Consider the following 12,397-nt stretch of genomic DNA (forward strand, 5'->3'; position numbering starts at 1 on the left):
TCTCTAGTAAGAGAGGGAATAATATGAATAATCCTTCATGTTTCATATTCGCATTTCCTGCCCCACCATGCCTGATTCCCGCAATACCCGCATTTCCTCGCGCAGGAAGCCGAAACAAGCCCGTTCCAATGACCTCGTGAGCGCGATCCTGCAGGCGGCTATTCAGGTTTTGGCGAAAGAGGGCATCCGCCGTTTCACCACCACGAGGGTGGCGGAACGCGCCGGGGTGAGCGTTGGGTCGGTTTACCAGTACTTCCCGAACAAGGCATCCATCCTGTTCCGCCTGCAAAGCGATGAATGGAAACAGACGTCATCGATGCTGGAAGGGATTTTGCGACAGCCAGGCAGGCCGCCGCTGGAGCGCTTGCGCCTGCTGGTACATGCCTTCGTGCGTTCCGAATGCGAAGAGGCCGAAGTGCGGAAGGCGTTGAACGACGCAGCGCCGTTTTACCGCGACGATCCGGAAGCGACTGAAGCCAGGGTCGGCGGCGAGCGAATGTTCCTGGCCTTCATGGGTGAAATGCTGCCGGATCTCGGTGATGCGCAACGCGCGTTGGCGAGCACGCTCCTCATGTCGACAATGAGCGCCGTGGCCCAGCAATTTTCCGAAGTGCCACGTACGGACGAAGAGATCACGGCTTACGCGGACGCACTGGCCGATATGCTGTGCGCCTACCTGTCCACGTTTATACTGTCGCCACTATGAGCAAAAACAAACTCGCAGACTTCCTGTGTTTCGCTATCTATTCGGCCAACCTGACCTTCGGTAAGGCGTATAAGCCCATTCTCGATTCACTGGGCCTGACCTACACCCAGTACATCACCGTGATCGCCTTATATGAGGAGTCGGGCCAGACGGTGAGCGAGTTGGGTGAGAAGCTGTTCCTGGAATCGAATACCTTGACGCCGATCCTGAAGAAGCTGGAAGCGATGGGCTACGTCACGCGCCAGCGCAGCGCCGAGGACGAGCGCCAGGTGCTGGTCGGCCTGACCGAGAAAGGACGCGCGCTGCGCGAGCGTGCCTTTGGTGCGGACCTGTCAGAAGCCTGCGGCCTGACTGGCGAGGAATTTGCCGAAACGCGTGAAGCTGTACTGAAGCTGCGTAACAACCTGGCCAAGTCGCTGGCCAGGTAATCCGCTCGATCCCGCCGCGCCCCAGCAGCAATAATAATATCGCATGCGATGCAATCGAATCCGCTTGACATTGCAAATCGCGGCGCTATACTCCTGTTCATCGAATGCGATTGCATCGTAAGCGATCTAAATCAACTGAACTTAAGGATCTCACCATGAGCAACATCACCAAAGTCCTCGCCACCGGCAAAACCCGCACCACCCCAGTCGATTCCGCCATCTTTTCCGGCAATCCCGAAGGCCAGCTGAACCTCCGCCTGACCACGCCGGGTAATCCTTCCGGCCGCGTGTTCGATATCGAAGCTACCCAGCCGCACCCGTTCGCCGAACAGCTGTTTGCCGGCGCCTGGTCGGCCTGCTATTCGGGCGCTGTCGGTCTCGCCGCGAAGGAAAAGAAGGTCACCCTGCCGGCCGATACCCACGTTGAGATCGAAGTGGACCTTGGCGCCGGCACTGGTGGCTACTTCCTGCAAGCCCGCCTGACCGTATTCGCTCCTGGCGCCGACCACGCTGCTGTCACCGAGGTTGCGCATTTCGCCGACGCGATCTGCCCGTATTCGAAAGCTGTGCGCGGCAATATCGACGTCGTGATCAACGTCGTCACTGCATAAGCGATACAAGATGTAACCTCGGTTGCACCGGACGTCCCTATGGAGGAAGTTACCAAGACAACAACTCCAAAGGATGTCCACCATGAAAAAGATCAAAGGATTCGCCCCTGTCGTGGCGGCCGGCATGCTGACGCTTGCTGCCTGCAGCACGCCGAACATGGGGCCGGCGCCGGGGCCCGCACAGATGATGGAGAAGCCGCAGGTTCCCGTTGCGCCACCAGCGCCGGCCCCGGCGCCGGTTCCGGCTGCAGCGAGCGCCGACCGGCGCACCAGCATGACGGCCACTGCGGGGCGCTCCCGCGAAGCGCTTGCGAACTATGCCGCCGCGCCGCAAGCGTATGGCGGCACGCCTCCGCAATGGTCGCTCGTGCCGGAACCGGCAGACAAATTCCCGGAAAAGGATGCCAACAAATCGGTGCTGGTCAGCGAACAGCCCGTATCGACCTTCAGCGTCGACGTCGACACCGCTTCTTACGCCTTCGTGCGCCGCATGCTGTCCGACGGCCGCATGCCGCCGCTGCAGGCGGTGCGCGTCGAAGAAATGGTCAACTACTTCCCTTACCGGTACAAGGTGCCAGCCAAGGCCAGCGAGCCGTTCGCGGTCACCACCGAAGTGATGCCGAGCCCCTGGCAGCAAGGCAACCAGCTGGTCCACATCGCCCTGAAAGGCTATGACATCACGGCCGCAGCGCGCCCCCGCGCCAACGTCGTGCTGCTGGTGGACATCTCGGGTTCGATGGGCCCGCGCGACCGCCTGCCGCTATTGCAGCAGGGCTTCCGACTGTTCGCCCAGCAGCTGCGCGATGACGACACGGTTTCCATCGTCACCTATGCCAATGGCACCGCCGTGGCGCTCGAGCCAACCAGCGGCAAGAACAAGCAAAAGATCATCGACGTGATCGACAGCCTGCATGCCGCTGGCGGCACGGCGGGCGGCGATGGCCTGCAACGCGCCTACGCGCAGGCAGAACGCAATTTCGACCCGAAAGCCGTGAACAGGGTGATCCTGGCGACCGATGGCGATTTCAATATCGGAATCACCGATCCCAAGCAGCTCGAGAAATTCATTGCCGATAAGCGCAAGTCCGGCATTTACCTGTCCGTGTTCGGTGTCGGCCTGGGCAACCTGAACGACGCCATGATCCAGCGCTTGACGCAGTCCGGCAATGGAAACGCTGCCTACATCGACAACCTGCTTGAAGCCCGCAAAGCCTTGGCGCAGGAGCTGGGTTCGACCATGTTCCCGATTGCGAACGATGTGAAAGTCCAGGTCGAATTCAACCCGGCACAAGTGGCCGCGTATCGCCTGGTTGGCTACGAGACCCGCATGCTGAACCGCCAGGACTTCAAGGACGACAAGGTCGACGCGGGCGATATGGGGGCCGGCCACAACGTCACGGCCATCTACGAAATCACGCCTGCCGCGAATGGCGCCAAGCTGCTTGATCAGCTGCGCTACGCCAAGCCGGGCAAGGACAAAGCCGCAGCAGGCAAAGGCGATGAGCTGTGCTATGTCAAGGTGCGCTACAAGCTGCCTGGCGAGTCGGTCAGCAAGCAGCTTGACCATGCAGTGCTTGCCGCCAGCGCACGTACCTCGCTGGAAGCGGTGCCGGATGACCAGCGCTTCGCAATCGCCGTCGCGGCCTTCGCACAACGCCTGCGCGGTGAACAGCAACTGGCAGACTTCAGCTACAGCGACATTGCGAAGCTCGCGGATGGCGCGCGAGGCGCCGATCCGGAAGGTTATCGCGCCGAATTCGTGAAGATGGTGAGAATGGCGGAGTCCCTTGGGGCCGTCGGCGCCACGGCGCAACGTTGATGCAGGCTAGTTGAGCGTGACGTTCCAGTTGCGCTCAACGCATTTCACGTAATTGCCAGCGATGAGAGCGTTGTAGGGCGTCTGGTAGCTCACCAGCTGGCACTGGTAATCGCCGCCGCTGTTCCAGTTCTTCTCCCAGTAGATGTTGTAAGCAGCGGAACTGGCGGGACCGAAGCGCTGCATATTGGCGCAGGACAGTTGCTCACCCGCCGTATCCCAGCCGAGATCCGCTGCAAACTGACGGTAATAATCAATGCGGTTCTGTGCGGCCGGCTTTTCGCTGCCGGTGCCGCATTCTGCATTGATGATCATGATGGTGGTGGCGAAGTTGTTGCCGGCGCCGGCCGCGGCGTCGCTGGCGTTGGGCACCCAGCTGCCGTCGATCACGTGCAGCATCGAGGGCTTGGGCGGTTGCGAATAGACGAAGAAGAACGTCGCCGAAGCCAGGTTCAGCCAGGTCGACGCCACTTGGTCAGGGTTATTCAGCAGTACCGACTGATCGCCGCTGAACATGACCTGCGAGAACGGCCCGTAGTTGTAGTTATAGGACAATTGCTTGGCGCCGCGTCCGAAATACTTCTTGTAGCTGCCGTCGGCATTCTTGCCACAGGTCCAGACGCCATTGAATACCGGATCCGCACACTCGGTGTTGTAGCCGCAGCTCGTGCCTTCTTCGCTGCATCCCAGCTCGCGCAAGTATTTCAGCCCCTGCCGCCACTGCGGTTGTGGCAAGCTGGCGTTGTGCTCGCCGGTCTCCTGGGCGAAATGGGCGAACATGCTCGCCAGCGAATGGCGGCAGATGGCGTCGGCATTCCTGCCATCGCTGTAATCGCCGCACACCGCCGGAAACTTCGCCACCGATTGCAGAAAGCGCCGGTACTCATAGCTTGGCTCCCGCACCGGGAAATAGTAATCCCATTTGGCCGACGATAGCAGGCGCTCTACGCGCTTGACATTGGCGGGATTGCTTGCCGCACCAGGCGCCACGGCGTCCACCGCAGCGTTGTCGAGCGTACGTATCGAGGCTTTGACGCTGCGGAAAAAGTCATTGTCGGTCAGCGCCTGCTCGCGCGCTTCGGCCTGTGCCTTCGTTGGCACGCCGCCAGGTTGCGCTGGCGGTTCGGTCGGCGTGGTGGGCGGACTTGCCGCATCGCCAATATACTTCCACGGTCCCCAGGTATCCGCCTGGCTGGGCACATTCCCTTGCGTCCACCACTTCGCCTCGTACTGCTTGCTTTGGTAAATGGCGCACGTTCCCGCCGTATAAACCTGGCTCGTGCTCCAGGCCGGGCAACTTGTTGCCACTCCCTCCGCCAGCGTACGCACCGGAGTTGCGCTGCCTGCACTGCCGCTGCCGCCACCGCAGGCGCACAGCAGCAGGGACAGCGCGAGCACAGGATAGCAGTTAGCTCGCATATCATCCTCCTGTCTACTGGAGAGCAACCGGCAGCTCAGGATATTCATCGCTGAGCGCATAGCGCACGCCGTTCACCGTGATCGTATAGGCGGAAGGCCCGCTGATCGGCAAGGTGTAATTCAGCGTCAGCGACAGCGAAGCGCCCGGCGCCAGCGATTGCCAGGACGGTATCGTGAACCGGGCGCGATTGAAGCTGGCCGTGAATCCACCAATATTATTCGGCCCGCCATAGCCAGCCTTGATGACCGACAGGCCGTACCCTGACTGGTCGCTCATATTGGCCGGCGCCGACACCGGGTAGTCGAACTCCACCACCGAGCCGCCGGGGATCGTGGTGGCGGTATTGTTCGTCACCGTCATCACCGGGTTGATCGGGTAGTTGCTGTCTCCCAGCTTCCAGCCCTCCAGCGAAATACTGACTTTCGCGCTGCTGCTCGGCATGGCGGTCTCGGAGCGTTGCGCACCGTAGGGAGCGGCGCTGCGGAACGCGCTGGCAACGTTGTTGGTCAGCGTGTAACCCATGAAATACTCGCCCCGGGTCGCGTTCCAGGCATAGTCGCCGGCCAGTTCCCAGATCATGATGCCTCCTATGCCGTTGTTCACCACATAGCTCGTCTTGGCCGCAATGGACTGCGCCGTTTCCGTCGAGAGGAAGACTTTGCGCGTTGCGTTCCACAGCCAGGGCGCAGCCAGCGTCGCGCTGTATTGCGGGATGTAGGCGCCGGTGATGGTCTTCTCGGTCACGCCGTATGCGTCGAGATAGGACGGGACGATGGCGTTCTGCAGGTTGAGCGCGTGCCACAGCGGGTTGCCTCCGCCGGGCACCGGATTGCCATTGACATCCTGGTCGTACCACAGGTTGTCGATGCCGGTGGCTCCCGTGCCGCAGGTTTTCACGCCTGCGCAGGCCACTGTATCGTTCACCACTGGACTGGTGCCCCACAGGCCATTCGTGCCGCCGGTGACGTTCTTCCAGCCGCGCGTGTAGTATGGGACGCCGATATTGATTCGGCCTGCCTGCAGCGCGCCGCGGTAGTAGCGATAAGCCCAGTCGACGTTCAGGTAGCCAATTCCGCCGTACTGGTAGGCGTTGCCTGCTTTGAGTTCGGCATCGTTGCCGTCGTCGAACAGTGGAGCGTTAGGGCCGACGTATTGGTTCCACCCACCGTGCAGGTCATAGCTCATCAGGCTGGCGTAATCGAGGTACTTCAGGCCGGACATGTTTTCCTCGCCGCGCAAGATCCAGGCGGATGCCGAGCCGGCGATCGTCAGCATGTAATACTTGTTGTCGGCTACTGCGGCTGCGTCGAGCTTTTCGCGTACTGTCTTGAGCAGCTGGTTGTAGCTCTTCATCAAGCCTGGCAGGCGGGGCTTGGATACCTGGAAATCGAGCGGATTGCCTGCCTCGTTATTGGTGGTCGGATGCTCATAGTCGATGTCGATCCCATCGAAGAAGGTGTATTGCCGCAGGACCGCCACCATGGAGTCTGCCAGCGTGTTGATGCCGGCGGCGTTGGTGCTGCCGTCGGCGTTCGTTGTGGCGGTATTGAAGCCGGTGCTGCCTGCCCAGCCGCCTACCGACAATATGATCTTCACGCCGGGATATTTTTTCTTGTACTGTGCCAGCAGGTTGAAATGGCCCTTGTATGGCAGCGAAGGATCCATTGCTGCAGCGGCCACGTTCGGCCAGGTAATGCCGGTGTCGGGGTTGTTTGCGCCGCCGCCGATTTGCACCTTCGCGTCAGTGCCTACACTGGCGAAGGCGTAGTTCACGTGGGTGATGTTTTGCCAGGGAATGTCGTTCACCAGGTAGGACGGCTGGCCATTCGCGCCGGTGCGCCAGCTGGTGAAGTAGCCGACGATGCGGCGGTTCAAGCCATTCGCCAGCTTTTCGCGGCCGTTGGCGTCATAGACGCTGCAGTATGGAACGTTTGAAACTGGCGAGGACAGGCCGTCGGGGCGACATGCCGCAGTCGGGGTTGGCGTCGGCGTCGGCGTCGGCGTCGGTGTGGGCGTAGGAGTCGGAGTCGGCGTGGCCGCCTGCAGCTCCCATGGACCGCTCGGATCGGTACCTGGAACATTGTTCTGCGTCCACCATTTCGCCTTGTAAGTGGAACCGTTGTATGTGGCGCACATACCGGCGGTATAGACCGCACTGGCGCTCCATGCAGGGCAGTCGCCGGCAGGCGTCGGTGTCGGGGTAGGTGTCGGCGTAGGCGTAGGCGCCTGCTGCTCCCACGGGCCATACTGTTCGGTGCCGGGGATATTGTTCTGGGTCCACCATTTCGCTTTGTAGACGATCCCGTCATAGGTAACGCAGGCGCCAGCTGTATAGGCGACGCTGGCGCTCCACGCAGGGCACGACACCGCAGTGTCAGCGAGCAGGCGAGCGGGCTGCTGGGAATTGGCGCCAGTGCCGCCACCGCCTCCGCAGGCGGCGATTGCGCTGCCGACCAAGGCAAGCACCAATAGGTTGGGTCGAAAAGTCATGCTGTCTCCGCCTTTTAGAAATCGTGGTTATTCGGATAGCTGCTGTAGAAATCGTTATCCCAGCGGAAGTGCGTCGCCGAGATAGTAAGTGAGATGTCGAGCGCCTCGACGAAGTGCCACCAGCCCACCGGCAGGAACAGGATGTCACCCGGCGCCAGCTCGCAATCGATGACGGGCATGCCCGCCATGGAAGGAAAACGCCGTAAGTCAATATCGCGGCCGTCGATGGGAGTGAAGCAGTGGCGCTGGTTCTGCAATTTCGGTGTCTCACAAGGCGCGACCAGTCGCACGCGCTTGCGGCCCATCACCTGAATCATGAAATTGTTGGTGAGGTCATGATGGAATGGCGTGATGGTGCCGGCTGGACCGAGCCAGAAGAAGCCTTTGCGTTCGCCGTCCAGATATTCGGGCAGCAGCGGCATGTCCTGCCAAAGCTCTTCCAGCGCCTGCCGGTTGCGGCCGTCGTTATTGGCTGTCATGTAGAAGTCGTTGGTGCTGCCGCTGGCTCCGACCAGCGCCAGGTATTCGCCAAAAGGCATGCAGCGCTTATGCGCAATGCTGTTCATCTCGTAGTCGGCATCGGCACAACGGCCGAATTGCACTTCGACTTCGCGCTCGCCGAATTGCGCCGCCAGCCAGTCCAGCGACCACTTGGCGCGCGCGGGCCAATCATCGAGCATGCCGGTGATGATCACCGGGCGGTTGCTCAGGTAATGTTCGTGAAGGAATTCTTCCCGGGACAGGCGCTCGCGGCGCGGCACAGCCTGCGGCGCCATGCGGTTCAGGCGGGCCTGGATGCCCAATAGCCAATCGCGCTTGGCCAGCCGGTTATGCAGGCGCTGGACGCCGTGCAGGTAGGGGCTGTTCATGGCCGCTGTGATTTCGGCCTGCGCCAGCTGGGGAGGAATTCCGGACTGGCCAAGAATGCCGGCCAGCGTTGCGGGAGCGTGACCCAGCATCAAGTTTTCTGCAATCCAGCGTCGCCATTCATCGCTGATGCCAAGGGAATGCACCGTCGCACGACGTTTCATGTCGCCTCCAAATGGGAAAAAGCCGGCGGCGCTGGGGGACGCCGCCGGTAAGGAGCAAAGAACTAGCGCCCTTTCCAGACTTCGCTTGTCAGCGCGCCGCTGGCATCGCCGTCCAGCTCCCACGAGAATGCTCCGCGCAGGCCTTGGTCGCGGACATACTGCATCTTGCTGCCGATAACGGTTGGATCGTCGTAGCTCCACCACTCGCCAGTGCTGGTGTAGAGGTAGAGCTGCTTGGTCACCGGGTGGTACCAGCGCTGGCCGCTCTTGTTGCGCAAGACCTTGTAATCGTCGATGCCGGTTTCGTAGGTACCTGCCGCGCCGCCACTGCCCGCCTGGTACAAGCCGTTGCCATTCGGCCCGGCCGCGACGCCCTTCCAGCCGCGCCCATAGAAAGGCACCCCAAGCAGGATCTTGTTCTTCGGCATACCTGCTGCTACCAATGCCGCAATGCCGTCATTGGCGTTGTACTTGGCCAGGTTGCCGGTCGCGGGATCAGCCGGGTCGTGGTACAGCGGCGAATGGAAATTGGTGCTCGCTTCCCAAGCGCCGTGGAAGTCGTAGGTCATCACGTTTACCCAGTCCATGTATTGCGCATACAGGCCAGGTTCCGTGTTGGCGATCTTGTCGACGCCGGCGCCAATGGCGGCGGTCAATGCATAGTGCTTGCCGTCGGTGGCGCCCTGCGCGTCAAGCTGGGCGCGGAATTCGGCCATCAGCAAGGTGTAGTTATGCTTGTCGTTGACTGAATCGAAGGTGTTGTATGGCTGACCGCCGCCGCCCGGGTATTCCCAATCGATGTCGATGCCGTCGAAGACTCCCTTGGCTGCGCCTGGCCCGCCGCGTCCATCCTGCACCGGCAGGTCGCCGGCAATGAACATCTTCACGCACGATTTGGCCAGTTGCTTGCGCAGGGCGTCCGTTTTTGCCGCGGCGGAGAAGAACTTCGACCAGCTCCAGCCGCCAAGCGAAATGAAGACCTTCAGGTTCGGGTGCTGTTGCTTCAGCAGCTTCAGTTGCAGGAAGTTGCCGGACAACGGTGCGTCCCAGGGCACGGATTGGCCATTGACCGTGCGCTTAGGCTGGCGCTGGTAGTCGGCGTAGGAATCGCCGCCGGTGCCGGCATCGGGGGATGACGGGTTGTCGTTGCCGACTTCGGCCTTCGTGACCATGTCGCATTCATAGCCGCCGTTCTTCTGGTACACGTTGCCGAAAGCGTAGTTGATGAACGTGAGCTGGTCGGCGACGCTGGTCTGTACGCCGTTCACCGGCGTTTGCGTGGTGTGGATGTCCGCCACTTCGTAGTCACGGCCGTACACGCCCCACTGCGCGAAGTAGGAGCCGATTTCGCGGCCATTCGGCGTTGGTGTCGGCGTTGGAGTCGGAGTCGGAGTTGGTGTCGGAGTTGGTGTTGGAGTTGGAGTTGGAGTCGGAGTTGGTGTCGGCGTCGGCGTGACGGCTTGCAGTTCCCACGGTCCACTCGGATCGGTGCCGGGGACATTGTTCTGCGTCCACCACTTCGCCTTGTACACGGAGCCGTTATAGGTGACGCACATGCCGCCGGTGTAGACCGCGCTCGCGCTCCAGGCCGGGCAATCGCCGGTAGGTGTTGGTGTCGGCGTTGGGGTTGGCGTCGGGGTAGCCGTTTGCAGTTCCCACGGCCCGTATTGCTCGGTACCCGGCACATTATTCTGCGTCCACCATTTGGCCTTGTACACGGAGCCGTTATAGGTGACGCACATGCCGGCCGTATAGACCGCGCTCGCGCTCCAGGCCGGGCAGGAATCCGACACCGCGCTCGTCGCAAGCGTCCGCGCCGCCTGCTGCGGGACTTCGCCATTGCCGCCACCGCAGGCCGCCAAAACGCTGCCCGTCAGGCCGGCTACCAGTAAACTTCTCGAAACCTTTCGTTCCATCTCTCCTCCTCCATCGTCTGTGGTTGTTGGGGTAATCCAGTGTTGCCCGCTTTTTTTCAGGATGGATTTACGAGAATTGGTAGTCAAGTGGTTTCAATATATGCTGCCAATATAAGACCAGTTGCAATAAAGGAATGCGGCGGAGACGGCGGCGAGCGATGCCTTGCAAGAATGAAAAGGGCGATGTCTCAAATGAGACATTCTGTTAAGCGATGAATACCAGCATCCGGCAAGCTGCCGAGTGGTATTGCTGCTCAGCTTATGGGAAGGGATTTATGGATACGCTCGATGGTCCGGTCGGCCTGCATTTGCTTCAACACGCGCGTCAGTTCCGGCACGAGCGCTTCGTGCTTGCGGTTCAGGTAGTGGTAGACGGGGAACGATGCGAGCGGCGGTTCCAGCACCGTGATGCCCTCCAGCTTCTGGCTGCGCACGACGGCCATGCCGGAAGCGCGGTGTCCCAGCACCAGGTCGGTGCGCCCCATCACCAGCTTTTCAAACGCCTGCTGCATGGTCGATACCTGCTCGACCTTCATGCCCTTGGTGTTTTCCTGGGCGATCTTGTTACCGCGCATGAAGCCTAAGGTGTACGGACGCAGGCTGTCCCACCCGTTCACCACGAACGACGTGCCGCGCGTGAAGATCACGAGTTCGAATGTCAAAAGTGGAACGGGCACGATGAGCAGGTTGGGATAATCTCGGCCGAGGCCAAGCTTGCGGTACAGCTCGCCATCCATCTTGCCATCGTTGGCGTAGACCAGCGAGCGCTCGCCGGGCAACTGATGCACGACGAGGGTGCGGCCAAGGCGGCGATAGGCCTCGCGCAGTACAAGCTCCGCGACCGTGGCAGCGGGATCATCGCCTACCAGGGTCGATACGTTCATCACCGGCGAAGCTTGCGCGGCTGCGCACGCAGGCAGCAGCCCGCACAGTGCAAACCCCAAGACACTCCGACGACGCATGTAGACTCCCGGCAATTTCCTACCGGGAGCATAACACCGGCTAAGCTTCGCGGAGCTGCAAAGTGTCGGGCGCGAACTCCTGGAAGGCTGCCACCGCATTGGCAGCGTACATGGCGACCGGCCCGCCGCCCATGTAGATGGCCACGCCCAAGGCTTCGTGCACTTCTTCTGTGGTGGCGCCCAGTCGCGCCAGGGCCTTGGTATGGAAACCGATGCAGCCGTCGCAGCGGGCAGCGACGCCCACGGCAAGCGCGATCAGTTCTTTGGTTTTAGGATCCAGAGCCCCGCTTGCCATGGCGGCCTTGGCCATGTCGTTGAAGCCTTTCATGACTTCCGGCTGGGTCTTCCGCAGTTGTGCGAGATTGGTGGAGATGTCCTGGGTAAGTCCCTTGTAGTCCGTGTCCATCATGGATTTCCTTTGCATTGGCTATTGCCGCCAATGGTAGGGCGGACGCGCCGCGTGGGACATGATCCAGATCAGCTTTCCAGGATGCGCAACGCCTCGCGCGCCATATTGATGGCGAGTTCCTCCTGCGCAATACCGCCCTTCAGAAGGACGTATTGCAGCTGCCGTGCGCGCGAAGCGGTTTCGTTGGCAAAATCGCGCTCCTCGAAGCTCTTGTAGACAGCCAGTCTCGCTTCATGCAGGGCCAGGTGGCGGCGCATCTCCTCGGCCAGGCCCGCCGGCCCGACGGCCGCATCGGCGCGGATACGCACCATCAGCGCGTCGCGCTGGGGGCGCGGGTCTTCGCTCTCGGCGACCCAGCGCCGCAGCTCCGCCGTCCCCGCCGGCAGCACGCGGTAGGCCCGCTTGCGGCCGCGGCCCGTCTCGGCGGGCAGGGACTCGATCCAGCCGGCTTGTTCCAGGCGCGCCAGCTCACGGTAAATCTGCTGATGGGTGGCGGCCCAGAAGAAACCAATGGATTTATCGAAGCGCCGGGCCAGTTCCGAGCCGGAACCGGCTCGCTCGGACAGGGAGGTCAACAGCGCGTGGGGCAAAGACATGGCAGGAAACAA

The 12,397-nt window shown here is 61.4% G+C and carries 11 protein-coding genes; 4 read left to right on the forward strand and 7 right to left on the reverse strand.

Annotation, left to right across the window (positions count from 1 at the left end; genetic code table 11):
• Window positions 1–67 precede the first annotated feature (67 nt).
• The 4 genes from GM658_RS15195 (at window position 68) to GM658_RS15210 (ending at window position 3,564) form a co-directional block, all read left to right on the forward strand.
• Window positions 68–706, forward strand: a complete 639-nt coding sequence (locus tag GM658_RS15195; protein ID WP_155454946.1) for a TetR/AcrR family transcriptional regulator — start codon at window positions 68–70, stop codon at window positions 704–706.
• Window positions 703–1,134 carry a MarR family winged helix-turn-helix transcriptional regulator gene (locus tag GM658_RS15200; RefSeq protein ID WP_155454890.1) on the forward strand — a complete coding sequence of 144 codons (432 nt, stop codon included), beginning with the start codon at window positions 703–705 and terminating at the stop codon, window positions 1,132–1,134. Before GM658_RS15195 ends, GM658_RS15200 begins: the two co-directional genes overlap by 4 nt.
• A 155-nt stretch (window positions 1,135–1,289) precedes the next feature.
• A complete protein-coding gene (locus GM658_RS15205) occupies window positions 1,290–1,745 on the forward strand; it encodes an Ohr family peroxiredoxin (RefSeq protein ID WP_155454891.1) in 456 nt (151 codons plus the stop codon).
• 82 nt (window positions 1,746–1,827) lie between these two features.
• Window positions 1,828–3,564 carry a vWA domain-containing protein gene (locus GM658_RS15210; protein WP_170298821.1) on the forward strand — a complete coding sequence of 579 codons (1,737 nt, stop codon included), beginning with the start codon at window positions 1,828–1,830 and terminating at the stop codon, window positions 3,562–3,564.
• Between the two features lie 6 nt (window positions 3,565–3,570).
• Here GM658_RS15210 and GM658_RS15215 read toward each other — a convergent pair whose 3' ends face one another.
• From GM658_RS15215 to GM658_RS15245, 7 genes are all read right to left on the reverse strand, one after another.
• Window positions 3,571–4,980, reverse strand: a complete 1,410-nt coding sequence (locus tag GM658_RS15215) for a glycoside hydrolase family 19 protein (RefSeq protein WP_155454893.1) — start codon at window positions 4,978–4,980, stop codon at window positions 3,571–3,573.
• Between the two features lie 13 nt (window positions 4,981–4,993).
• The gene (locus GM658_RS15220; protein ID WP_155454894.1) at window positions 4,994–7,471 is read right to left on the reverse strand and encodes a chitinase C-terminal domain-containing protein; all 2,478 of its coding nucleotides are present in this window, start codon (window positions 7,469–7,471) and stop codon (window positions 4,994–4,996) included.
• Window positions 7,472–7,485: 14 nt separating this feature from the next.
• Window positions 7,486–8,502, reverse strand: a complete 1,017-nt coding sequence (locus tag GM658_RS15225) for a cupin-like domain-containing protein (protein WP_155454895.1) — start codon at window positions 8,500–8,502, stop codon at window positions 7,486–7,488.
• Between the two features lie 62 nt (window positions 8,503–8,564).
• Window positions 8,565–10,418 carry a glycosyl hydrolase family 18 protein gene (locus GM658_RS15230; protein ID WP_155454896.1) on the reverse strand — a complete coding sequence of 618 codons (1,854 nt, stop codon included), beginning with the start codon at window positions 10,416–10,418 and terminating at the stop codon, window positions 8,565–8,567.
• Between the two features lie 254 nt (window positions 10,419–10,672).
• Window positions 10,673–11,380 (reverse strand): substrate-binding periplasmic protein, encoded by a 708-nt coding sequence (locus tag GM658_RS15235; RefSeq protein ID WP_155454897.1) that lies wholly within the window; start codon window positions 11,378–11,380, stop codon window positions 10,673–10,675.
• Between the two features lie 40 nt (window positions 11,381–11,420).
• Window positions 11,421–11,789: a carboxymuconolactone decarboxylase family protein gene (locus tag GM658_RS15240; RefSeq protein WP_155454898.1), complete on the reverse strand. Its 369-nt coding sequence runs from the start codon at window positions 11,787–11,789 to the stop codon at window positions 11,421–11,423.
• Between the two features lie 68 nt (window positions 11,790–11,857).
• Window positions 11,858–12,385 carry a PadR family transcriptional regulator gene (locus tag GM658_RS15245; protein WP_155454899.1) on the reverse strand — a complete coding sequence of 176 codons (528 nt, stop codon included), beginning with the start codon at window positions 12,383–12,385 and terminating at the stop codon, window positions 11,858–11,860.
• Window positions 12,386–12,397: the final 12 nt, after the last annotated feature.

The organism is Massilia eburnea (assembly GCF_009720745.1).
Lineage (GTDB): Bacteria > Pseudomonadota > Gammaproteobacteria > Burkholderiales > Burkholderiaceae_D > Rugamonas > Rugamonas eburnea.

Excerpts from the sequence above, each read along its gene's own strand:
- GM658_RS15195 (WP_155454946.1), top strand. The coding sequence starts at position 68 with ATGCCTGATTCCCGCAATACCCGCATTTCCTCGCGCAGGAAGCCGAAA.
- GM658_RS15200 (WP_155454890.1), top strand. The coding sequence starts at position 703 with ATGAGCAAAAACAAACTCGCAGACTTCCTGTGTTTCGCTATCTATTCG.
- GM658_RS15205 (WP_155454891.1), top strand. The coding sequence starts at position 1,290 with ATGAGCAACATCACCAAAGTCCTCGCCACCGGCAAAACCCGCACCACC.
- GM658_RS15210 (WP_170298821.1), top strand. The coding sequence starts at position 1,828 with ATGAAAAAGATCAAAGGATTCGCCCCTGTCGTGGCGGCCGGCATGCTG.
- GM658_RS15215 (WP_155454893.1), bottom strand. The coding sequence starts at position 4,980 with ATGCGAGCTAACTGCTATCCTGTGCTCGCGCTGTCCCTGCTGCTGTGC.
- GM658_RS15220 (WP_155454894.1), bottom strand. The coding sequence starts at position 7,471 with ATGACTTTTCGACCCAACCTATTGGTGCTTGCCTTGGTCGGCAGCGCA.
- GM658_RS15225 (WP_155454895.1), bottom strand. The coding sequence starts at position 8,502 with ATGAAACGTCGTGCGACGGTGCATTCCCTTGGCATCAGCGATGAATGG.
- GM658_RS15230 (WP_155454896.1), bottom strand. The coding sequence starts at position 10,418 with ATGGAACGAAAGGTTTCGAGAAGTTTACTGGTAGCCGGCCTGACGGGC.
- GM658_RS15235 (WP_155454897.1), bottom strand. The coding sequence starts at position 11,380 with ATGCGTCGTCGGAGTGTCTTGGGGTTTGCACTGTGCGGGCTGCTGCCT.
- GM658_RS15240 (WP_155454898.1), bottom strand. The coding sequence starts at position 11,789 with ATGATGGACACGGACTACAAGGGACTTACCCAGGACATCTCCACCAAT.
- GM658_RS15245 (WP_155454899.1), bottom strand. The coding sequence starts at position 12,385 with ATGTCTTTGCCCCACGCGCTGTTGACCTCCCTGTCCGAGCGAGCCGGT.